Origin of the sequence: Massilia cavernae (assembly GCF_003590855.1) — a bacterium.
GTDB lineage: Bacteria > Pseudomonadota > Gammaproteobacteria > Burkholderiales > Burkholderiaceae_D > Telluria_A > Telluria_A cavernae.
The window spans coordinates 20,098-42,770 of the sequence record NZ_QYUP01000126.1; the positions used below are offsets into that span (position 1 = coordinate 20,098).

A 22,673-nucleotide genomic window follows, 5' to 3' on the forward strand; every position below is an offset into this window, starting at 1 on the left:
ACATGACCGAAACCGAAGCCGCCACCTCAGAACCGGTGCCGCACGTCGAAGCCAAGGCTGTGGTGCTGCTGATCCTGATGGCCGTGCTGTCCGTCGCTTTCATCCTGTACGTGATGTACGCACGCGGCGTGTTCGAACAGACGCAAAGGCTGGTGCTGTTGGCGGACGACTCGGAAGGCGTGGCGCCCGGCATGGACCTCACGTTCTCGGGCTTCCCGATCGGCCGCGTGCAGCGGCTGGAGCTGGCGTCCGACGGCAAGGCGCGCATCCTGGTCGACGTCAGCAAGAAGGATGCGCAGTGGCTCAAGACGAGCAGCGTGTTCACGCTGGAGCGCGGGATGGTGGGCGACACCAAGATCAAGGCTTTCACCGGCATCCTGGAAGACCCGCCGCTGCCCGATGGCGCGGTGCGCACGGTGCTGCGCGGCGATACGGCGGCCGAGATACCGCGCCTGGTTGCGACGGCGCGCACGCTGCTCGAGAACCTGGAGGCGATGACCGGCAGCGAGTCGGCCATCAACGCCAGCCTGGCCAACCTGCAGACCGTCACCGGCCGCCTGTCGGGCAAATACGGCTTGCTGGGCGGGGCGCTCGGCAGCGACGAGGAAGCGCACAAGCTGGTGGTCACGCTCGACCGTGTCAACGCCCTCCTGGCCAAGACCGACCAGCGCGTGTTCGGCAAGCAGGGGCTGATGGACGACACCCAGGCCGCCGTCATCCAGCTGAATGTGGTGCTGAAGGATGCCAGCAACTCGCTGAAGAAGGTCGATGCTGTGCTCGAGGAAGCACAGGGTGTGGCGTCGAACGCCAAGGGAGCGACCAAGGGCCTGGGCGCACTGCGCGCCGAGGTCGACGCCAGCCTGCGCAAGGTGACACGCATGATCGATGAAATCAACCGCAAGTGGCCATTTGCACGCGAACCGGAACTGAAGCTGCCATGAACAAGAAAAACTTCGTCATTGCGATGGCCGTCGCGGCCGCGCTTGCGGCCTGCGGCAGTAAGCCGGTACAGCCGTCGTGGAAGGTAAATGCGGCAGATGCGTTGAAGGGCTACAGCGACGCTTACCTGAAGGGGAACACGTCGATTGCCGACACCGAGTTCGCGCGGGCGCGCAGCGAGATCGCCAGCACCGGCCGTCCCGACCTCGTGGCCTTCGCGGAGCTGGTGCGCTGCGCCACCCGCGTCGCGGCGCTGGAGTTCGATGACTGCCCAGGTTTCGCCGCACTGGCCGACGCCGCGACACCGGGCGAGCGGGCCTACGCGGCGTATCTGGCCGGCAGGTGGCAGGAAGTCGACGCGGGCTTGCTGCCGGCGCAGCACCAGGCCGTGGCGCGCGTGGCCGAAGGGCAGGGGACAGCGGTCCTGACGGCGATCCCCGATCCACTGTCGCGCTTAGTCGCAGCCGGTGCGCTGATGAAGGCAGGCCGGCTGGCGCCGGCCGACATCGCGCTGGCTACGGAAACAGCGTCAGGACAGGGTTGGCGCCGTCCGCTGCTGGTGTGGCTGGGCGTGGCGCGCAAGCGTGCGGAGGCGGCGGGCGATACCGCCGAGGCGGCGCGCATCCAGCGCCGCATCGATGTCGCGCTGCCTTAGGCATCCGCCGAATAAACCGCGCGACGTCATTCGCGATAGCGGCACGGCAGCCGCGCATGGATATTCGTCGCGGCCACCGCCGCATGCCCAGCGACGACGCTGACCTGGTTCAACCCGCGCACCACATCCCCCACCGCATACAGGCCCGGGACGATCGTGGCCTGGTATTCATCGAAGCCGGGGAAGTTATGGGAAACGGGAATCAGCTGCAGCCGGCCGCCGGGACCGCCGCCGATGACCAGCGTAGCGTAGATATGTGAAGGTTCCATATCCACGATTCTGCGGCTGAGTGTTTCGCACAGGAATCGGCGTCCAAGCCGGCTCGGGGTAAGACCAGGCTTACAGGCAGCGTTCTACGCTCCTTCCTTCGCCAGGTTCACCGAGTAGCGCGGAATCTCGACCACCAGGTCGTCGCCGGCGATGATTGCCTGGCACGACAGGCGCGAGTTTGGCTGGAGACCCCAGGCGCGGTCGAGCATGTCCTCCTCGTTGTCGTCCACTTCGTTCAGCGACCCGAAACCCTCGACAACGACAACGTGGCAGGTCGTGCATGCGCCGACCTTGCCGCAGGCGTGCTCGATGTCGATGCCGTTGTCGAGCAGCGTATCGCAGATGCTGGCTCCCGCAGCGGCGTCGATGAGGGCGCCTCCGGGGGCGTATTCGGGATGCGGGAGTACGGTGACGGTTGGCATGCTTGCCTCGGCAGTTTGTTGAAGCTGTCCGTCAGATTGTACGCCCGTGGCGTCAGTGCGTTTCGGGCTGCAGGGTCACGTGGTCGATGCCGTGCCGTTCGAGCAGCATGGCGCGGACAGCGGCCAGCACCGTAGGCCATTCCGACAGGTCGCGGATTTCCAGGTGGCCGATCAGCGCCGGTTCGCCCGGGGACATGTCCCACACGTGCAGGTCGTGCACCGACAGCACGCCCGGCACCTGTTCCAGGTCGGCGCCGACTTTCAGGTAGTCGATGTGCTGCGGCACGCCTTCCATCAGGAAGTGGTACGAGTCCTTCAGCACGCCGAAGGTCGACTTCAAAATCAGCAGCGCGACGATGACGGACAACAGCGGGTCGATCTGCATCCAGCCGGTCATCGCGATTACGGCGCCGGCCACCAGCGCGGCGATCGATCCCAGCAAGTCGCCCATCACGTGCACCAGCGCGGCGCGGGTGTTCAGGCTGTCCTTGTCGTGCGACAGTACCCACGCGACGATGCAATTGATCGCCAGGCCGATCGCCGCGACGATCATCACGGTGTTGCCCTGAACCGCTTCCGGGTGGCTGAAGCGCTGCGACGCTTCGTAGACGATCCAGCCGACGACGGCCAGCATGACCAGTGCGTTGACGAAGGCGGCCAGCGCCTCGGCGCGCACGAATCCAAACGAATGCTTCGACGACGGCGGACGGCGCGCGATCAGCTGCGCCATCAGCGCCAGGCCGAGCGCGGCGGCGTCGGTCACCATGTGGCCCGCGTCCGAAATCAGTGCAAGCGAATTGGCGATGAAGCCGGCGAATACTTCGACGCCGGCGAACAGCAAGGTCAGGCCGAACGCCCAGCCGAGGATGGACTGGCTGCGGCCCGCGATCGAGTGGGCGTGCTTTGCGTCGCCGGCGCCGTGCGCGTGAAGATGGGAGGAGGGCGTGTCGGTGTGAGTCGGCTGCATTATTGCTTGTTGTAAGTAGAGGAACAGGCAACAGTGTATATGGGTTGGCGCTCGCGGGTCAGGGACCATGCTCATGGCAGCAATTTTGAAAGAATTCTAACTAAGCGGAAAAATAGCCCTTGTTTTTCGCGAAACGCCTCTCTATAATGCTGGGCATCGGGCGGTTAGTTCAGCTGGTTAGAATACTTGGTCGACATCCAAGGGGTCGGGGATTCGAATTCCTCACCGCCCACCAGAATATATGTAAGAGCGAGAAAGGCACCACGGTTATGACACCGCGAACTACAACCAAGTTGTGGGGGCGACGCTAGTCAGCGTGGGGATTTCTTTGGCTTGGAAAAAGAAAAAACGCGGCTAGTCCGCGTTTTTTTTCGTCCGCATTTTTTGTTCATCAAATATCAGTCTTAGTTCAGGAGAGCAGCATGGTCGCAGTCACACTCCCAGATGGTTCGCAGCGTCAGTTCGACGGCCCGGTCACCGTGTCGCATGTTGCGACGAGCATCGCCAGCAGCCTCGGCAAAGCCGCACTGGCCGGCAAGGTCGACGGCAAGGTCGTCGATACTTCCTTCCTGATCGAGAAAGATTCCGACCTGGCGATCGTCACCGACAAGGATCCGGAAGGCCTCGATGTGATCCGCCACTCGACCGCCCACTTGCTGGCTTACGCCGTCAAGGAGCTGTTCCCGGATGCGCAGGTCACCATCGGCCCGGTGATCGAAAACGGTTTCTATTACGACTTCTCGTACAAGCGCCCGTTCACCCCGGACGACCTGGCTGCCATCGAAAAGAAAATGACTGAAATCGCCAAGCGCGACGAGAGAGTCACGCGCAGCGTCATGCCGCGCGATGAGGCGGTTGCCTACTTCAAGTCGATCGGCGAACACTACAAGGCCGAGATCATCGCATCGATTCCGGTCAACGAAGACGTGTCGCTGTACGCCGAAGGCGGTTTCACCGACCTGTGCCGCGGCCCGCACGTGCCGTCGACCGGCAAGCTGAAGGTATTCAAGCTGATGAAGCTGGCCGGCGCCTACTGGCGCGGCGATTCGAAGAACGAAATGCTGCAGCGTGTTTATGGCACCGCCTGGGCCAAGAAGGAAGACCAGGAGCTCTACCTGCACAACCTGGAAGAGGCGGAAAAGCGCGACCACCGCAAGCTGGGCAAGCAGCTCGACTTCTTCCACTTCCAGGACGAGGCGCCGGGCCTGGTGTTCTGGCATCCGAAAGGCTGGACCATCTGGCAGCAGGTCGAGCAGTACATGCGCAACAAGTACCAGGTCAACGGCTACCAGGAAGTGAAGGCGCCGCAGATCCTCGACCGCACGCTGTGGGAAAAGACCGGTCACTGGGAAAACTACCGCGAGAACATGTTCTCGACCGAGTCCGAAAACCGTTCGTACGCGCTCAAGCCGATGAATTGCCCTGGCCACGTGCAGATCTACAACGCGGGCATGAAGAGCTACCGCGACCTGCCGCTGCGCTACGGCGAGTTCGGCCAGTGCCACCGCAACGAGCCTTCGGGCGCGCTGCACGGCGTGATGCGCGTGCGCGGTTTCACCCAGGACGACGGGCACATCTTCTGCACCGAAGCGCAGATCGAGCCGGAAGTAACGGCTTTCCACGCCCAGGCGATGGAGGTCTACACCGACTTCGGCTTCTCGAACATCGACGTCAAGATTGCGCTGCGCCCGGATAACCGCATCGGTTCCGACGAAGTGTGGGATACCGCCGAAGAAGCGCTGCGCGCGGCGCTGCGCAAGTGCGGCGTCAGCTGGACCGAACTGCCGGGCGAGGGCGCCTTCTACGGCCCGAAGATCGAGTACCACCTGAAGGACAGCCTCGGCCGTCCGTGGCAGGTCGGCACCATGCAGGTCGACTTCTCGATGCCGGGCCGCCTCGGCGCGGAGTATGTGGCGGACGACAACACCCGCAAGGTGCCGGTCATGCTGCACCGTGCGATCGTCGGCTCGCTGGAGCGCTTCATCGGTATCCTGATCGAAAACTATGCCGGTGCGCTGCCGATGTGGCTGGCCCCGGTGCAGGTGGCGGTGCTGAACATTTCGGACGCCCAGGCCGAATACGCAACAGACCTGGCCGCGCGTTTGAGGAAAGCCGGATTCCGCGTGCATGCTGATTTGCGCAACGAGAAAATTACCTATAAAATACGAGAGCATTCCGTCCAAAAACTGCCTTACATCCTTGTAATCGGCGATAAAGAGCGGGATGCCAACACTGTAGCTGTGCGAGCACGCGGCAATGTCGACCTGGGCGTCATGCCTGTCGACGCGCTGATCGAGCGTCTCAAGCACGAGGTCGAAACCAAGGCCTGAGATGATAATTCCGCACAGCAAATCCATTAGATATTAAAAGGAAACAACATAGCTACTGACAAGTCGCATCGCATCAATGGCGAGATCACTGCCCCCGAAATGCGTCTCTCTGGGGTCGACAATGAGCCGCTCGGCATTGTGAGCCTGGCTGAGGCGTTTCGCCTGGCCGAAGAAGCGAACGTAGACCTGGTGGAAATTGCGCCTACGGCGCAGCCACCGGTTTGCCGCCTGATGGACTACGGCAAGTTCAAGTATTCGGAGCAGAAGCGCGCGCACGAAGCCAAGTTGAAGCAGAAGATCATCGCCGTGAAGGAAGTCAAATTCCGTCCGGGTACGGATGATGGCGATTACAACATCAAGCTGCGCAACCTGATCAAGTTCCTCGACGAGGGCGACAAAACCAAGATCACGCTGCGTTTCCGCGGCCGTGAGATGGCCCACCAGGACATCGGTTTCCGCATGCTGGAACGCCTTAAAGCCGACCTCGAGCCGTACGGCCAGGTCGAGCAGTTCCCGAAGATGGAAGGCCGCCAGATGATCATGATCCTGTCGCCGAAGAAAAAGAAGTAAGCACCTTCCACCCTACGGTTTTTCCGCTCGCCGGATGTACTCAGGTTCCAAAACCTGTGTTAAAATCTGCGGTTTCCTGCCTTCGGGTGCGGAAAAAATACTGTGAAAGCAGGCATCTAAGCGCAGCGAGTTGCTGCCACCTGCAATCCTTTCAATTGGAGCTGCCCAACAGGGCAGAACTAAAATGCCAAAAATGAAGACCAAAAGCTCCGCGAAGAAGCGTTTTCGCGTGCGTCCAGGTGGTACCGTCAAATCGGGTATGGCTTTCAAGCGCCACATCCTGACCAAGAAGACCACCAAAAACAAGCGTCAGCTGCGTGGTACCCGTAACATCAATGCGTCCGACGTCACGTCCGTCATGCGCATGATGCCATCTGCTTAATCTCACAACTAAGGAGTTACTATGCCTAGAGTAAAACGTGGGGTTACAGCTCGTGCCCGTCATAAAAAGATTCTTGTACAAGCTAAAGGCTACCGTGGTCGCCGCAGCAAGGTATACCGCGTTGCCAAGCAAGCAGTCATGCGCGCTGGCCAGTATGCCTACCGCGATCGCCGCAACAAGAAGCGCGTGTTCCGCCGCCTGTGGATCGCTCGTATCAATGCCGCTTCCCGTGAGCATGGCATGACCTACAGCGTATTCATGAACGGCCTCAAGAAGGCAATGATCGAACTGGACCGTAAAGTCCTGGCCGACATGGCTGTGATGGACAAGCCGGCCTTCGCCGCGATTGTCAACACCGTTAAAGCAAAGATCGCTGCCTAAGCAGGGATTGATGCAAGCAGGTTAGCGCCGCCTCCTGGCGGCGCGAAAAGAGCGGGGCAGAGGTTCAAACCTGTGCCCCGTTTTTGATTGTGGAATAGCTCAGGAAAACACACACGCATGAACTCCCTGGATGAACTCGTCGTCGCTGCGCAGGCTGACTTTATCGCCGCCGCCGACGCTGCCGCACTTGAAAACGCCAAAGCCAAATACCTCGGCAAGACCGGCCAGATCACCGAACAAATGAAGGGCCTGGGCAAGCTCGAGCCGGAACAGAAGAAGGCCCAGGGCGCCCTGATCAATGCGGCCAAGGTGCAGATCGAAAGCGCGCTGAGCGCGCGCCGCGACGCCCTGGCGAACGCCCAGATGGAAGCGCGCCTGAACGCCGAAGCGATCGACATCACCCTGCCGGGCCGCGGCCGCTCGAAGGGCGGCATCCACCCGGTGATGCGCAGCTGGGAGCGGGTCGAGGAGATCTTCCGCTCGATCGGTTTCGACGTGGCCGACGGCCCCGAGATCGAAACCGACTGGACCAATTTCACCGCGCTGAACAGCCCGGAAAACCATCCGGCCCGCTCGATGCAGGACACCTTCTACGTCGAAGGCAACGACAGCACCGGCAAGCCGCTGCTGCTGCGCACCCACACCAGCCCGATGCAGGTACGCTACGCGCGCACCCACAACCCGCCGATCAAGGTGATCGCGCCGGGCCGCACCTACCGCGTCGACAGCGACGCCACGCACTCGCCGATGTTCCACCAGGTCGAAGGCCTGTGGATCGCCGAGGACATCAGCTTCGCCGACCTGAAGGGCGTGTACCTGAACTTCGTCAAGGCCTTCTTCGAGACCGACGACCTGCAGGTGCGCTTCCGCCCATCCTACTTCCCGTTCACCGAACCGTCGGCCGAGATCGACATCGCCTTCGGCAGCGGCCCGCTGAAAGGGCGCTGGCTGGAAGTGTCGGGCGCCGGCCAGGTGCATCCGACCGTGGTGAAGAACTTTGGCCTCGATCCTGAAAAGTACATCGGCTTCGCGTTCGGCTCCGGCCTCGAGCGCCTGACCATGCTGCGCTACGGGATCAACGACCTGCGCCTGTTCTACGAGGGCGACCTGCGCTTCCTGAAACAGTTCAACTAATAATAATTTTTTGCGGCTGAAGGCTTAGATTATGCAATTTTCCGAAAACTGGCTCCGTACCATGGTCGATCCGAAGATGACGTCGGATGAACTGGCCCACATGCTGACGATGTCCGGTCTCGAAGTCGAAGAAGTGGAGGCGGTCGCGCCGCCGTTCTCGAACGTGGTGGTGGCCGAGGTGCTGGAAGTGACCAGGCACCCGAACGCCGACCGCCTGAACGTGTGCACCGTCAACGTCGGCACCGGCACCCACCTGAACATCGTTTGCGGCGCACCGAACGTGCGCGCGGGCATGAAGGCGATCTGCGCGATGGCCGGCGCCGTGCTGCCCCTGGCGCGGACGGCAAGCCGTTCGAGATCAAGGTCGGCCAGCTGCGCGGCGTCGAGTCGCAGGGCATGATGTGCTCGGCGAAAGAGCTGAAGCTGTCGGAAGAAAGCAGCGGCCTGATGGAACTGCCGCCGAATGCGCCGGTCGGACAGAATATCCGCGACTACCTCGCGCTGAACGACCTCAAGTTCACCATCAAGCTGACCCCGAACAAGGCGGACTGCCTGTCGGTGCTGGGCGTGGCGCGCGAAGTGTCGGCCCTGACCGGCGTGCCGATGCACGTGCCTACGGCGCGCGAGATCGCGGTCACACTTGACGAAGTGCTGCCGGTGACGGTCAGCGCGCCGGACCTGTGCGGCCGCTTTACCGGCCGCGTCATCCGCGGCCTGAACGCCCGCGCGGAAACCCCGGCCTGGATGAAGCAGCGCCTCGAGCGCAGCGGCCAGCGCCCGGTTTCGGCGCTGGTGGACATCTCCAACTACGTCATGCTGGAGCTGGGCCGTCCGTCGCACGTATTCGACCTGGACAAGATCCACGGCAAGATCGACGTGCGCTGGGGCCGCAAGGGTGAAACACTGAAGCTCCTGAGCGGCAACACCGTCGACGTCGACGAGTGGGTCGGCGTCATTGCTGACGACCGGCAGCTCGAATCGCTGGCCGGCATCATGGGCGGCGACTCCACCGCGGTCAGCCTCGACACCACCAACATCTACCTGGAAGCGGCGTTCTGGTGGCCGAACGCCATCCAGGGCCGCGCCCGCCGTTTCAACTTCTCGACCGATGCGGCGCACCGCTTCGAGCGCGGCGTCGATTTCGCCACCACCGTCGGCCACATCGAGCGCATCACCGGGCTGATCCTGGAAATCTGCGGCACGCCTGACACCAAGGTCGGTCCGGTCGACGACACCGTGGTCAACCTGCCCGAGCGCAAGCCTGTGACGATGCGCACCGCGCGCGCCCAGAAGGTGATCGGCGTGCCGGTTACCGACGCCATGGTGGCCGACATCTTCAACCGCCTCGGCCTCGAGTTCACCCAGCAGGACGGCGTGTTCTCGGTGACCGCGCCGTCGTACCGCTTCGACATCGAGATCGAGGAAGACCTGATCGAGGAAGTCGCGCGCGTGTACGGCTTCGAGAACATCCCGGCGCATCCGCCGGTGGCTGCCAGCGCGATGCTGGCCGCGCCCGAGGACACCCGTTCGCTGTTCGCGATCCGTCACCAGGTCGCCGACCTCGGCTACCAGGAAGTGGTCAACATGAGCTTCGTCGAGTCGGCCTGGGAGAGCGATTTCTCCGGCAACGGCGACCCGATCAAGCTGCAAAACCCGATCGCCAGCCAGATGTCCGTGATGCGCTCGTCGCTGATCGGCAGCCTGGTGGCCAACGTGCGCTACAACCTGAACCGCAAGGCGGGCAGGGTGCGCGCCTTCGAAATCGGCGCCATCTTCAAACGCAACCCGGCGGCCGCCGACGGCCCGCTGGCTGTGGCCGGTTTCGACCAGCCCAAGCGCGTGGCGGCGATCGCCTACGGCCCGGCTGTGGACGAGCAGTGGGACGTGGCCACCCGCGCGGTCGACTACTTCGACGTCAAGGCCGACCTGGAAGCGGTGTTCGCGCCGCAGACGCTGCGTTTCGAAAAGACGGCACACCCGGCGCTGCATCCGGGCCGTTCGGCGTCGGTATGGCTGGATGGCAAGGAAATCGGTTTCCTGGGCGAGTTGCACCCGCGCTGGCTGCAAAAGTACGACCTGCCGCAGGCGCCGGTGCTGTTCGAGGTGGATGCAGTTGCGTTGCAGCAACGCCAATTGCCAAAGTATGAAGAGATCTCGAAGTTCCCGGGCGCTACCCGCGACCTCGCGCTGGTAGTCAAGCAAAGCGTGTCGGCGCAGGAGCTGCTCGATGCGTTCAAGGCGGGAATCGCGGCTAATCCGGCCGGCAAGATCGTGCAAGCCATTGTTTTGTTTGATGAATATCGCGGCAAGGGGCTGGAATCGGATGAAAAAAGCCTTGCTTTCCGCTTTAGCTTGCAAGATACTCAAACCACCTTGCAGGACGATCAGGTCGACGCCGTCATGGCGGCGGTACAGGATGCCGCAAGAGAAAAACATCACGCCAAAGCGCGTGCATAAACTTATCCAAAACGTAGCGTTATAGGCAGGGCTGCAAAATTAATAACAATGACGTAGATTCGGCCGTCCTCCAATCGGCACTGGCGGCTGACTTGCATCGTGCGATGCAGGATGCCAGGGTCCGCCAGGAGGCGGAGAAGGACATGCCGACCTTGACCAAGGCCGAGCTTGCCGAGCTGCTGTTCGAGCAGGTCGGGCTGAACAAGCGCGAAGCCAAGGACATGGTCGAGACCTTCTTTGACGAGATCCGCAATGCGCTCGAGCGCGGCGAAGCGGTCAAGCTTTCGGGCTTTGGCAACTTCCAGCTGCGCGACAAGCCGCAGCGGCCGGGCCGCAACCCCAAGACGGGCGAGGAAATCCCGATCACGGCGCGCCGCGTCGTGACCTTCCACGCCAGCCAGAAACTCAAGGGCATGGTCGAAGAGACCAGCCCGCCATCGTCGACGCCGTCGATGGCGCGCGCCGCCTGATAAACCATGAACGACCGTCTTGCCAAGGCTGACCTGGTCGCGCTGCCGCCTATCCCGGCCAAGCGCTATTTCACGATCGGGGAAGTGAGCGAATTGTGCGGCGTCAAACCGCACGTGCTGCGCTACTGGGAACAGGAATTCACCCAGCTCAAGCCGGTCAAACGCCGGGGCAACCGGCGTTACTACCAGCACCATGAAGTACTGCTGATCCGGCGCATCCGCGAGCTCCTGTATGAACAGGGCTTCACGATCAGCGGCGCCCGCAACAAGCTGGACAGCCGCAACGGCGACGCCGGCGCGGCGCCGGGCGAGCCTGTCCTCGATGCGGCCTCCCGCGGCGCGGCCGATGGCCACACTTTCCCGCTCGACAGCGCCATGGTTCGCCGGGAACTTCTCGCCATCCTGGATCTGTTGAAACAGGCCTGATCCAAGAAAAAGAGGGCGCGGCTGTGCCCCTTTACGACATTTTTCCACTACGCTTTACGCTTCCCGCCGACCCGCACGCTGCCGCTGTGTTGTACGCGGTGTCCAAGTGCTAGAATGCTAATATTGAAATTTGTTGGGAAGACATATGCGCAGCAACCTTCCTCTGGCAGGAAACATTAAGGGAAGACAATGATACGCGTTGCCATTTGTGACGATCACCAGATAGTAAGAGCAGGTTTCAAACAGATTTTTTCCTCGTCGCCAGACTTTGAAGTCGTCGCCGAAGGTGGAACCGGGCGCGAGGCCCTCGATATCGCGCGCCGCGAAATTTGCGACGTGCTCCTGCTCGACATCGCGATGCCCGACCAGAGCGGGATCGACACCCTGCGCACCATCCGCCAGGGCCAGCCGAACCTGCCGGTGCTGATCCTGTCCGGCTATCCGGCCCAGCAGTACGCGTTGAACCTGTTCAAGATGGGCGCCAACGGCTACCTGAACAAGGAATGCGAAGCCGACGAACTGAAAACCGCGGTGCGCACCGTGTTCCAGGGCCGCCGCTATGTGTCATCCACCGTCGGCGAACTGCTGGCGCAAAGCTTCGACCGCGACCCCAACACCGCGCTGCATACGGAGTTGTCCGACCGCGAGTTCCAGGTGTTCCTGCGGCTGGCCAAGGGCGCGACCGTGTCGGACATCGGCGTGGCGCTGTCGCTCAGCATTAAAACCGTGTCGACTTACCGTACCCGCATCATGGAAAAGATGGGCTTGCAGTCGAACAGCGACCTGACCTATTACGCCATGAAGAACAACCTGCTCGACTGAGCAGGGGCCCGGCCGCGTCCCACCAGGCGCTGCCTGCGGCATACATGCCGCGCTGCAACACCCCTTATCCACCTGCCAAGTCCCGCACGATTGGACTAAATCTGGCTGCAATGCAACAAAATCCCGGTCTATAATGTTCGCCAGACTAGTTCTGCCGCTTGCATAAGGAACGCGATGTATTTCACCACTGAACCTGAAGGCGAGCCAAGGCTGCCGTTTTACACAACGGTGCTGTGCCTCGTGTGCGTGCTGATCCTGGTCGTCAATGGCGCCAGCCTGTTCCACAACCTGGCGTCGCTCAACGGCGCCAACGCCGTGCAGGGCAAGACCGTCAGCGTCAGCGACAAGCTGCAAAAACTCAATGTGCTGGTGATGGACGCCGAAAGCAACCTGCGCGGCTATTTCCTGTCCGGCTCGGACGTCTACCTGGGGCCGATGCGCACCGCCACCGCCGAAGTCGAGCCGCAGTTCCGCGAACTGGAGCTGCTGCTGGCCGACAGCCCGTCCCAACAGAAGAACCTGGCCCAGCTGCGCACCCTGGTATGGCGCAAGCTCGACGTGCTGAACCAGACCATCGGTGTGTACCGCGAAGGAGGGCTGGCCGACATCGCGCGCATCGCCGCGACCGACGACAGCAAAGCCGACATGGACGAGATCCGGCTGCTGATGGTCATCATGGCCAAGGAGCAGAACGAGTCGATGGCCGCGCACCGGGCCGCGTTTTACGCCGAATACCAGAACGCGGTAATACTCGGCATCGGCATCAACGCCGCCGCGATCCTGGTCATCCTGCTGTTCTACCGCCTGATCCGCAGCAGCTTCGCCTCGCGCATCGTGGCCCAGCGCGCGCTCCAGCACGCCAACGAAAACCTGGAATCGATGGTGGCGCTGCGCACCGACCAGCTGTCGGTGCTGTCGCGCCACCTGATCCGCCTGTCCGAGGAAGAAAAATCGCGGCTGGCGCGCGAGCTGCACGACGAGATGGGCGCCAACCTGACCGCCATCAGCATCGACATCAACGGCGCCGCCGACGAACTGCGCCGGGAGCACGCCCACATCGCGCAAAGGCTGGACCGCGCGCGCATGACCCTGATTACCACGGTGGAACTGAAGCGCCGCATCGTCGAGAACCTGCGCCCCAGCCTGCTGGATAACCTGGGCCTGGCGGCCGCGCTGCAGAGTTATTGCGAGGAATTCGCCACCGTCACCGGCGTCGATTGCGAAGCCATGATCGAGGACGGCGTCGACGTGGCCGGCCCGATGCATGCGATCGCGGTGTTCCGCATCGTGCAGGAAGCGCTCAACAACGTGGCCAAGTATGCCGGCGCGCGCCACGTGATCGTGCACCTGTCGCGCGACGGCGACGGCCTGGCGCTGGAAGTGTCGGACGACGGCATCGGTATCGACACCGACCAGGCCGCCAAGCCCAAGTCGCACGGCCTGCTGGGCATGCGCGAGCGTGCCTTGCTGCTGGGCGGGACCCTGACCGTCAGCCGTGGCGTCAACGACGTCGGCACCTCGGTCGAGGCATGGATTCCGATTGAACCAAAGAAAAACGGCGCGGAAGCGCCGGGCGACGCTTCGCCGGGCGGCGCTGTGCCGCAGTTAACGATGGCGGATGCTTCGCTCAGCGAGCCACGTCCACCAGCAGGCGGTCATACTCCGTCTTCGCCACCTTGTAACACTCCCCGGCATATTCCTCCAGGCCTTGACGGTCAATTACGGTGATGTTGCCGCGGCGGTACTGGATCAGGCCGTCGTCCTGGAGCTTGCCGGCAGCGGCCGTGATGCTTTCGCGGCGCACGCCCAGCATGATCGAGATCAGCTCCTGGGTGACCTTCAGTTCATTGCTTGGCGAACGGTCGAGGCGGTCGAGCAGCCAGCGGCACAGTTTCTGTTCGATCGAGCTGTGGCGGCCGCCAACGGCGTTCTGGGCCATCTGGGCGAACAGGGCATTGGTGTAGCGCATCAGCAGCTGGGGCAGGGCGCCGCCCTGGTTGAAGGCATCGCGCAGGAACGGGGTCTTGAGGCGGTAGCCGTAGCCGGCGCTCTGCACGACGGCCGAGCACATGGCGCGCTCGCCCATGAACAGGGACACGCCGACCACGCCTTCGTGGCCGACAACGGCGATTTCAGTAGTGGCGCCGTCTTCCATCACGTACAGCAGGGAGACGATCGCGGTGGTAGGAAAATAAACGTACTCGAGCTTGTTGCCGTATTCGAACAACTCTTTGCCAAATGGCAGCGGAACCAGTTCCAGGTGTTCGAACAGCGTTTCCAGGTCCTTGCGCGGAAGCGCGGCCAACAACTCGTTTTGCTGGGTGCCGCTGTAGCTGACAACGGGCCGGGATGCCGCTTTCAGTTCCTGCGCGCTGACAGGAATCGGGCCGGCCGATTGTGCTTTCTGTGCGGTACCACCAACTTGAGTGTTGTTCATTTTTTTCCTCACTATCTCTAACGTAACTACAGGACGATCCCGCTTTTGACTTCACGGTGAACGCGATGTGTGAACATTAAAGCTATAGTCCGTTGGCGAACATAAGACTGGCAGTCGCACCCATGTAGGCTGTATGCATGATCTTTTGTCAGCCTAGTCCTACTGGAGGAACAGGGCAAAACCGGCAATTTTGTGGCCAAAATTGCCAGATTTCCGTGGTCAGTTCGCCAACTTCAAGCCCGGCAGTGCGCGCTCCAGCGTAAACATGCTGACCGCGCGCGCCAGGCCGTTCGTTTCCAGGTTCAATCGTTCGGAGCCCGACTGTGCCGCCTCGGCCAGTTCGCCGTTGCGGCGCGTCATGGCGTCGATCCGGCCGATCGCATCTTCCAGCTGCGAAATTTCCGACGCCTGCAGGCGGCCGGCCTCGTCCATCTCTCCGATCAGCCGCTCGACTTCGCCCACCGCGCCGACCAGCTGGGCAATGGTACTGCCGGCCTCGGCCACGCGGGCGTTGCCGGCATCGACAGTCGCCACCGAACTGCCGATCAGCTGCTTGATTTCGCGCGCGGCCGCGGCCGAACGCTGGGCCAGGTTGCGCACCTCGCCCGCGACCACCGCGAAACCGCGTCCCTGTTCGCCCGCGCGCGCGGCCTCGACCGCGGCATTCAGGGCCAGGATGTTGGTCTGGAAGGCGATGCCGTCGATCACGCCCGTGATCTCGGAAATCTTGTGCGAGCTGCTGCGGATCGAGGCCATGGTGTCGACCACGTCGCCGACCGCGCGCGCGCCGCGCCCGGCGACGCTGGACGCCGCCTCGGCCATACTGCGCCCGGACGCCGCGTGGGCGGCGCTGCGCCTCACGCTGGCGCTCAGCGCCTCCATCGAGCCGACCGTCTCGGCCAGTGCGCCGGCCTGGGTATCGGTGTGGCGCGACAGTTCGGTATTGCCCTCCGCCATGTCGCGCGTGGCCTCGCCGATGGTGGCGGCGCCGGCCCGGATGTCCGTCACCAGCCCGACCAGCGAGCCGGTCATGCGGCCGAAAGCGTTGACCAGGTCGCCGATCTCGTCGCCCGCGCCGGAACTCAGGCGCACGGTCAGGTCGCCTTCCGCGGCGCGCTGGACAGCGCGGTTGAGACGGCGGATGTCGCGCGAGAAGGACATGTAGAAGCCCCCGAACAGCCAGGCCGCCACCAGCACGGCGGCGCCGATCGCTCCCAGCACCAGGTTGCGGTGCCAGCTGGCGCGGGCGGCGCGTTCGGCCAGCAGCAGGTCGAGCTGTTCCATGCCGAGCGCGGCCAGCCCGTGCAGGCCCGCCACGCCGGCGTTGCCGGCGGCAAGGTACTGGGCACCCGAGGTCTGGTTGTAGGAATTGGTCACTTCGTCGCGGGTGCGGTCGAGGAAGGCATTGCCGGCCGCGGCCGCCTGCGCGTGGGCGCCGAGCGCTGCGCGCAGGGCCGGTGCGGCTTCGAACAGTGCGCCGTAGCCAGCCGGCATCCGCTCCAGGCCGTGGCGCGCGATCATTGCGCTGGCATTGACCAGCTGGTCTTCGTTGGCCTCGAACAGGCCGGTGTCGATATAGGCGGCGCCGCGCCCGGCGATGACCGACAGCTGCTCGGCCAGTTCGGGCAGGGTATGCACCGACAGGGCGATCAGCGAATTGCTGGCCGCTTCCGGATCGAGGCGCAGGCCCGAGCGGGCGGCCACCGCCGCGCCCAGTTTAGAAAGCGTGCCCAGCAGCGCGCTGTGGCGGGCGAAGCTGTCCTTCGCGCTGGCTCCGGCCTGGCGCGCCGCCACTTGCTCCCACTGCGATTTGGCGGCGGTCCAGCCGGGCAGGGCGGCCAGTTCGCCGGCCTGCGCCTGGTGGGCGTCGAGCTGGGCGACACGGCGCGCGATGTCCTGGCGCAGCGCCGGCGCCGGCATCGGGCCGCGCGTCGACAGGCGCAGGTGTTCCTCGCCGCGCTGCTGCTGCACCAGTCGCACGATGGCCTGCAACTGGCCGAGGTAGGCGGCGCCGGCGCGCTCGGCCGCGCTGGCGGCGATCGACCTCTGCAGTTCGGCGGTGAGCAGGGCGCCGGTCGCCAGCAAGGGCAGCAGGAACACCAGGCACACCAGCGTGAATTTGGGAAGCAGGCGCAGGCGTTGCATCAGGGCCACTGCGGGAGATAGCAGGAAAATCATTGTTATGGAAGTAGAAAGTTGCAGTGACGCAATTTTGCTCGGCGATTGTTACCGGATGATGAATTGCCGCATAATGGGCGCACCCCAACCACCCGTTTGCAACACATGCACGTTTTACTGGTAGAGGACGACGCCGTCCTGGCTGACGGCCTCGGCCGCATCCTGCGCGGCCACGGCATGCAGGTCGACGTGGTCGGCGACGGCCTCCAGGCCGACCAGGCGCTGGCCCGCGGCGGCTACGCGGTGGCCGTGCTCGACATCGGCCTGCCCGGCATCGACGGCTTCGACGTGGTGCGGCGCCTGCGCGCGCGCGGCGCCGCCACCCCGGTGCTGCTGCTGACGGCGCGCGACGCCATCGAGGATCGCGTGCGCGGCCTCGAGACCGGCGCCGACGATTACCTGGTCAAGCCTTTCGCCACCGCCGAACTGGTGGCGCGCATCCGTGCACTGGCGCGACGCAACGCCCCGGCGCCGGCTGTGCTGTCGCTGGGCGGCCTGGTGCTTGATACGTCGGCCCGGCGCGCCCGCGTCGGCGAACGCGCGCTCGAATTGTCGGTGCGCGAATGGGCGGTGCTCGAATACTTGCTGCAACATGCCTCGCGGGTGGTCTCCAAGCAGCAGATCATCGACGCCATCCAGCCCTGGGGCGACGACCTGACCCTGAACGCGGTCGAGGTCTACATCTCGCGCCTGCGCCTCAAGCTGGCCGACGGCGGCATCGCGATCCGCACCATCCGCGGTTTTGGCTACATGCTGGAACCGGCCGCGTGAGCAGCATCCGGCTGCGCCTGCTCAAGTGGCTGATCGGCCCCATCCTCCTGATCAACCTGGCCGGGGCGGGCCTGACCTACCTGCTGGCCTGGACTCCGGCGCAACTGGCCTTCGACCAGGGCCTTGCCGACGCGGCCGCCGCACTGGCGGCGCGCGTGGGGCAGGGCGCGGGCGGCATCGAGGTCGACCTGCCGCGCCAGGCCGAGCAGGTGCTGCGCGCCGACCAGACCGACGCCATCTACCTGACCGTGCGCAGCGGCGGGCGCACCATCGCCGGCGACCCCGATTTCCCGGCGCTGGCGCGCGGCCAGCAGCTGCATGACGCCGAAATGCGCGGCGAACCGGTGCGCGCCGCCAGTGCCATCGTGCTGGCCGCCGGCCAGCCGGTGCAGGTGGCGGTGGCCAAGACGCTGCGCAAGCGCGACCAGATCCGCTCGGCCACGCTGCGCGCGCTGGTGCTGGTCGAAGGCTTGTTCACGCTGGCTCTGGTTGGTTTGATCTGGTTTTCGGTCACCAACGGCCTGCTGCCGCTGGCGCGCATGCGCGCCGACCTGGACGGGCGCGACGGCGCCGACCTGGCCCCGGTCGACGACAGCGCCGTGCCTTACGAGCTGGCGCCGGTGGTGTCCGCCTTCAACGGCCTGCTCGGGCGGGTCCAGGCCGGCGCTACCGCCCAGCACGATTTCCTGGCCAATATGGCGCACCAGCTGCGCACCCCGCTGGCCGGAATGAAGCTGCAGCTCGAATGGCTGGGCGCGCGCCATGCCGGCGACGCCGACAGCGTGCGCTCGGTGGGCCTGATGTTGCAGTCGAACGAGCGCATGATCCGCCAGGTCAACCAGCTGCTGGCGCTGGCGCGGGCCGAACCCAGCCGTTTCGAGAAGGCCCGCCTCGAGCCCGTCGACCTGGCCCGGCTGCTGGCCGGCGTGGTCCAGTACTTTGTCGGCGAAGCCGGCAAGAAGGACATCGACATCGGCTTCGACCTCGAGCCGACCATGGTGCTGGGCGACAGTTTCCTGCTGGGCGACCTGATCGACAACCTGGTCGACAACGCGGTGCGCTACACGCCGCCCGGCGGCCGGGTCACGGTGCGCTGCCGCCCGGATCCGCGCGGCGGCTTGCTGGAAGTGGAGGATTCCGGCCCCGGCATCCCGTCCCACCAGCGCGCGGCGGTGTTCCAGCGCTTCGTCCGGCTCGACCACGAAATCCCGGGCAGCGGGCTCGGGCTGGCGATCGTGCGCGACATCGCCCTGGCCCACGGTGCCTTGCTGTCGATTGCCGATGGACCTGGCGGGACGGGGGTGCGGGTGCTTGTATGTTTCCCTACGGCATAATATGTTTAGGTAAATCTTTCGGGAAATAGCGTTGACGTTGGTAAATTCGGATTTTAATTATGAAACATTTCACGCCGCTCCAGGCGCCGGAGAACCGAATTGCACATCGCCGCTCAACATCAGTTTCTCGTGGCGGCCGACGATGAGAAGTTCACGCTGCAGGCTGTTCCGGCCAACGCCCAGGCAGGCGACCGCTGCGGCACACTGACCTTGTCCAGCACTGGCGCGCAGACTGCGGCCGTCAGCGGCTGCTGGTAGGCGAAGCGCACCCGCGATCCAACCGGCGCCCGTGAGATCGGGGACAGAGATCGTGGTCTGTCCCCGATCTATCCAACCCCCACACCCAAAAAAAAAAGCCGGCTTGCGCCGGCGTTTCATCTTCTGTCTCCTGCTTACTCGCCCTTGGTATAGGTATAGGCCCGCTTGCGCTTGGACGAGATGGTCGGGCGGATCCGCTGCGGGCTGATCGCCACGCTGGCGCCGGCCGCGCCGTCGCCGCCTTTCTGCGCGGCGCCGATCACCACCGATACCGATTTGCCGCCGACCTGCACGCTCGATGCGAACACCGGCGATGGCGGCAGGCCGCCGCCGACGAACACCGACGAGCGCTTGCCGCCGCAGGTGCCAGGCACATCGATCGCGCCCGCGCCGTTCAGCAGGTTGACCCAGTAGCCGCGCGCCTGTCCCAGCGCCGTCGAGCAGCTGCCCAGCGGCGCCGGCACCGGCCGGTTGGTGCTGAAGGTAACCATGCCGCCGGCGATCAGGCCGGTCGTGACCACCTGCTCGCCCTGGCCGTACTGGTTCAGGTCCATGAACCAGCCGTTGAGCGACGAGTCCGGCAGCACCTGGGCGGTGCCGCAGCTGTCGCTGCGGGTGTAGTCGGCCATGCCGTCCATGTTGACCGCAAGGCTGGTCGGCGACGCCGACAGGTTGTCGCGGTAGACGTAGAAACGGTTGACCACGTTGGCGAACGGGTAGTGGGCTTCGAGCGGATGTTCTCGGTCGCCGCTGCCGATTGCCAGGTACACCTTGTCGTCGGAATAGAGCAGGGCCGGCGCGAACAGGAACTTGCGCCCGGCGCCGCCGGTGTAGGCCACCTTGCGGCTGGTCCACTCGGCCGCGGTGCGCGCGGTGCGGGTGGCCGAGCTGGCGATGAAATCGATCCGGTACACATTGCCTCCGGTGTCGGCCGCGTACGCGTAGTCGGGATAGGTATCGTTGTCGATGTCGACCATTGCCACGTCGGCCGCCACCGATCGGTCGGTGGCGAAGGAGCGCAGCAGGGCGCCGGTGGCGCCGTCCAGCACGTAGACGAAGCCGCCCTTGGCGCCGCTGCAGGAAGGCGTGGCGCTGTCGGTGTCCTCGCACTTGTCGTAGCCGCCGCCAACCACCACCACCGGCGTGGTGGTCGAGTTGCCCTTGATGAAGGCGACGCTCGGTGTCGACCAGGTCTGGCCAATGCCGCTCATGCCTTCGGTGCATCCGGTGTCGTTAAGCAGGTTGGGGCAGCCGGCGCGCCATTTCAGCACCGGCGTGGCCGGGTTGGTGACGTCGATCCCGTACAGCATGCGGCCGCCGCGGCGCATGCTCGGATAGATCCAGACCCTGGCGTTGTCGGCGGTCTGGTAGACGCCGATCGAGCCGTCGTAGAAGTAGTCCTTCGGCTTGGGCGCCGGCGTGAAGTCCGCGGCGTTGATACCGGGATAGCTGACCCGCGGGCTGTTGTTCTCGATGCGCGACAGGCGCGAGAAGAATTCCGGCGCGACGAAGGCCCAGCGCTCGGTGCCGTTTTCTGCGTTCAGCGCGCGCAGGGTGCCGTCGTTGGCGCCGTAGTAGACCGTGACGCCGCCGCTGCCATAGTTGACCGGCAGCGGACGCGAGTGGATCACGTCGCCGTGGATCGACGGCCGCGTCCTGGACGAGGCCTGGGGATCGTTCCTCTCGTTGTTGACGTCCTCGCCGCTGATGTATTTGACCAGGTCGCTGTCGAGGCCGGAGTTGGCGGCGGTGAAGGGCACGAAGGCGCCGTCCTTCACGGTCAGCATGGTACGGTTGACGGCATTGGTGACGGTGCCGCCCGTATTGCCTTCGCGCAGGACCTGGGCGGCCGCGCCTTTTTCGACCAGCGGGCCGTCCGGCGCGTCCGAATATTTGTTGAAGGCGGTGACGGTGCAGCCGCCCGCCGGGTCGGGCGACAGCCCCTTGTTGGCCCAGTAGTTGGCGCTGTCGCGGGTCCAGTAGCTGGTGGCGCAGGGCGTCACGAAGCCGGTCAGGGGGTTGACCGCGACCTTGCCGCCGACGTCGGCCAGCTCGATGCTGGCCCCCTGGCTGACCAGCTGGTAGCGCTTCAGGTTGCCGAACCAGCGCGGCTTCGCGACCGGGTCGGGACGGAACATGCCGATGAAGACCTGGTTGACGTTCTGCGAACGGTTGGTCGCGTTGACCGGCAGGCTGGTCGAGGCGAAGGTCGAGTTCACGGCCTGGATCTCGACCATGATTTCCTTCAGGGCGTCGGTGATGGCCTGCTCGTTCTTGGCCACGAAGTAGCGCCCGCCGCCGGCCTTGGCCATGCTCATCAGCAGTGAGGTGTGGGAGGCGTTCGGCTGCTTGTTGTAGACGTCGATGGTGTAGGTGGTCACCGATGGCCGGATCGTGGTGCCGGCCACCGGGATGCCGCGGTCGTGCATCATGCGCGCCCATTCGTCGGCATTGTAGGGCTTGGTGTCGGTGCTGGTGGTGCCGGTCTCGACGTTGTTGATGACGGTATTGGTGCCGACCACCGTGTACTTGCTGCTGCCGGCCGCGCACGCCGCGGCGCCGTCGTTGGCGGTGACGGTGCCGATCTTGCAGCCGTCGGTGTAGTTGGCGCAGGTGGCGGCGAACGAATTGAGTTCGGCGGCGGCGGCCGCGGACGAGGCGTAGCAGGCGCTGGTGACGCCGATGTCGGTCGGGGTGACGACGGTCTGGGTGCTGAAGTTGGGCAGCCCGAGCTGGGTGACCGGGATCACGCTGTTGTCGGCGGCGCGGTTGTCGTTCAGCGCATTCAGCCTGGCGGTATTGGCCGCATTGTCGGCGCTGGGGCCGCTGGCGTTCGGGTTGCCGATGAAGATCACGAAGCTGCGGCCGCAGGTGTTGTCGGACGTGAGCGGCGACTTGAACCTGGTGAATGCATTGGTGTAGCCGCCCGTGTCGGCCTTGGAGGCCAGCGTCGCCGACGGCGAATACGAATCGGAGCCGGTGAAGTAGTTGTACACGTCGTACATCAGGTTGCCGTAGGGCGTGCCCGAATTGCGCTTCTCGTCAGGGCTGTTGATGTTGGCCGAAATCGTGCCCAGGATGGCGCCGAAGGCATTCGCGTTGGCCGGGCTCATCGGCTTCACCTCCGAGCGGATGAAGCCGCCGTCATCGTTGGCGTTGCCGCCCGTGACGAACTCCATCAGGCCGACGCTGACGCTGCCGTCCAGGTCGGCAATCGCGGTGCGGATCGCGTCCGCTTCCGACTGGCCCTGGGCCTTGCCGCCTGGCCACTGCTGGTTCTGGCGCGACCAGTTCGACGTGTTGTCGAGCACGATCAGGATGCGCGGGTTGATGGTCGAGCCGGCCGACGCGCCGGTGAAGATGTCGATGTCTTCGGCCAGCGCCGCCTGCGGCGCGACCAGGCCGAGGCTGGCGCATAGCGACAGGGCCATCAGTTTCGTGCTGGTGCTGCGTTTCATGGCAACCTCGTT

Annotated in this window: 20 protein-coding genes, 1 tRNA gene and 1 pseudogene; 16 read left to right on the forward strand and 6 right to left on the reverse strand. The window is 64.4% G+C overall.

Features of this window, described 5'->3' with window-relative positions; all coding sequences use genetic code 11:
• Positions 1-2: 2 nt before the first annotated feature.
• Positions 3-941, forward strand: coding sequence for an MlaD family protein (locus tag D3872_RS16930; RefSeq protein ID WP_119811909.1), 939 nt, complete (start codon positions 3-5; stop codon positions 939-941).
• Positions 938-1,594, forward strand: coding sequence for a hypothetical protein (locus D3872_RS16935; RefSeq protein WP_119811910.1), 657 nt, complete (start codon positions 938-940; stop codon positions 1,592-1,594). Before D3872_RS16930 ends, D3872_RS16935 begins: the two co-directional genes overlap by 4 nt.
• Before the next feature lie 26 nt (positions 1,595-1,620).
• Here D3872_RS16935 and D3872_RS26075 read toward each other — a convergent pair whose 3' ends face one another.
• From D3872_RS26075 to D3872_RS16950, 3 genes are all read right to left on the reverse strand, one after another.
• Entirely contained in the window at positions 1,621-1,863 is a 243-nt protein-coding gene (locus D3872_RS26075; protein WP_220476953.1) for a hypothetical protein, read from the reverse strand.
• 84 nt (positions 1,864-1,947) lie between these two features.
• The gene (gene fdx, locus D3872_RS16945; RefSeq protein ID WP_119811911.1) at positions 1,948-2,286 is read right to left on the reverse strand and encodes an ISC system 2Fe-2S type ferredoxin; all 339 of its coding nucleotides are present in this window, start codon (positions 2,284-2,286) and stop codon (positions 1,948-1,950) included.
• A gap of 52 nt (positions 2,287-2,338) precedes the next feature.
• Positions 2,339-3,253, reverse strand: a complete 915-nt coding sequence (locus tag D3872_RS16950; protein ID WP_119811912.1) for a cation diffusion facilitator family transporter — start codon at positions 3,251-3,253, stop codon at positions 2,339-2,341.
• Between the two features lie 158 nt (positions 3,254-3,411).
• Between D3872_RS16950 and D3872_RS16955 the strand changes: the two genes are divergently transcribed.
• The 11 genes and pseudogenes from D3872_RS16955 (at position 3,412) to D3872_RS17005 (ending at position 13,953) form a co-directional block, all read left to right on the forward strand.
• A tRNA-Val gene (locus tag D3872_RS16955) sits at positions 3,412-3,488 on the forward strand.
• 187 nt (positions 3,489-3,675) lie between these two features.
• Positions 3,676-5,583, forward strand: coding sequence for a threonine--tRNA ligase (gene thrS / locus D3872_RS16960; protein ID WP_119811913.1), 1,908 nt, complete (start codon positions 3,676-3,678; stop codon positions 5,581-5,583).
• Positions 5,584-5,613: 30 nt separating this feature from the next.
• Complete coding sequence (gene infC, locus D3872_RS16965) at positions 5,614-6,153, forward strand: translation initiation factor IF-3 (protein ID WP_119811914.1); 540 nt, start codon at positions 5,614-5,616, stop codon at positions 6,151-6,153.
• 184 nt (positions 6,154-6,337) lie between these two features.
• Positions 6,338-6,535 carry a 50S ribosomal protein L35 gene (gene rpmI / locus D3872_RS16970; RefSeq protein WP_119811915.1) on the forward strand — a complete coding sequence of 66 codons (198 nt, stop codon included), beginning with the start codon at positions 6,338-6,340 and terminating at the stop codon, positions 6,533-6,535.
• Between the two features lie 21 nt (positions 6,536-6,556).
• Positions 6,557-6,916 carry a 50S ribosomal protein L20 gene (rplT, locus tag D3872_RS16975; protein ID WP_119811916.1) on the forward strand — a complete coding sequence of 120 codons (360 nt, stop codon included), beginning with the start codon at positions 6,557-6,559 and terminating at the stop codon, positions 6,914-6,916.
• 117 nt (positions 6,917-7,033) lie between these two features.
• Positions 7,034-8,050, forward strand: a complete 1,017-nt coding sequence (gene pheS / locus D3872_RS16980; RefSeq protein ID WP_119811917.1) for a phenylalanine--tRNA ligase subunit alpha — start codon at positions 7,034-7,036, stop codon at positions 8,048-8,050.
• A 31-nt stretch (positions 8,051-8,081) separates the two neighbouring features.
• Positions 8,082-10,507: pseudogene (pheT, locus tag D3872_RS16985) on the forward strand (phenylalanine--tRNA ligase subunit beta).
• A gap of 104 nt (positions 10,508-10,611) precedes the next feature.
• Positions 10,612-10,977 carry an integration host factor subunit alpha gene (locus D3872_RS16990; RefSeq protein ID WP_119811918.1) on the forward strand — a complete coding sequence of 122 codons (366 nt, stop codon included), beginning with the start codon at positions 10,612-10,614 and terminating at the stop codon, positions 10,975-10,977.
• A 6-nt stretch (positions 10,978-10,983) separates the two neighbouring features.
• Positions 10,984-11,403 (forward strand): MerR family transcriptional regulator, encoded by a 420-nt coding sequence (locus D3872_RS16995; RefSeq protein ID WP_119811919.1) that lies wholly within the window; start codon positions 10,984-10,986, stop codon positions 11,401-11,403.
• 189 nt (positions 11,404-11,592) lie between these two features.
• The gene (locus D3872_RS17000; protein WP_119811920.1) at positions 11,593-12,225 is read left to right on the forward strand and encodes a response regulator transcription factor; all 633 of its coding nucleotides are present in this window, start codon (positions 11,593-11,595) and stop codon (positions 12,223-12,225) included.
• 174 nt (positions 12,226-12,399) lie between these two features.
• The gene (locus D3872_RS17005) at positions 12,400-13,953 is read left to right on the forward strand and encodes a CHASE3 domain-containing protein (RefSeq protein WP_119811921.1); all 1,554 of its coding nucleotides are present in this window, start codon (positions 12,400-12,402) and stop codon (positions 13,951-13,953) included.
• On the opposite strand, the gene D3872_RS17010 is transcribed toward D3872_RS17005, so the two are convergent.
• Positions 13,853-14,662, reverse strand: coding sequence for a Crp/Fnr family transcriptional regulator (locus D3872_RS17010; RefSeq protein ID WP_119811922.1), 810 nt, complete (start codon positions 14,660-14,662; stop codon positions 13,853-13,855). The genes D3872_RS17005 and D3872_RS17010 overlap by 101 nt on opposite strands.
• A gap of 219 nt (positions 14,663-14,881) precedes the next feature.
• Entirely contained in the window at positions 14,882-16,807 is a 1,926-nt protein-coding gene (locus D3872_RS17015) for a methyl-accepting chemotaxis protein (protein ID WP_182915838.1), read from the reverse strand.
• A 138-nt stretch (positions 16,808-16,945) separates the two neighbouring features.
• Between D3872_RS17015 and D3872_RS17020 the strand changes: the two genes are divergently transcribed.
• The 3 genes from D3872_RS17020 (at position 16,946) to D3872_RS27100 (ending at position 19,203) form a co-directional block, all read left to right on the forward strand.
• Entirely contained in the window at positions 16,946-17,611 is a 666-nt protein-coding gene (locus tag D3872_RS17020) for a response regulator transcription factor (RefSeq protein WP_119811924.1), read from the forward strand.
• Entirely contained in the window at positions 17,608-18,945 is a 1,338-nt protein-coding gene (locus tag D3872_RS17025) for a sensor histidine kinase (protein ID WP_119811925.1), read from the forward strand. Before D3872_RS17020 ends, D3872_RS17025 begins: the two co-directional genes overlap by 4 nt.
• Before the next feature lie 129 nt (positions 18,946-19,074).
• Entirely contained in the window at positions 19,075-19,203 is a 129-nt protein-coding gene (locus D3872_RS27100; protein WP_274381735.1) for a hypothetical protein, read from the forward strand.
• A gap of 134 nt (positions 19,204-19,337) precedes the next feature.
• Here D3872_RS27100 and D3872_RS17030 read toward each other — a convergent pair whose 3' ends face one another.
• Positions 19,338-22,661, reverse strand: coding sequence for a pilus assembly protein (locus D3872_RS17030; protein WP_119811926.1), 3,324 nt, complete (start codon positions 22,659-22,661; stop codon positions 19,338-19,340).
• Positions 22,662-22,673: the final 12 nt, after the last annotated feature.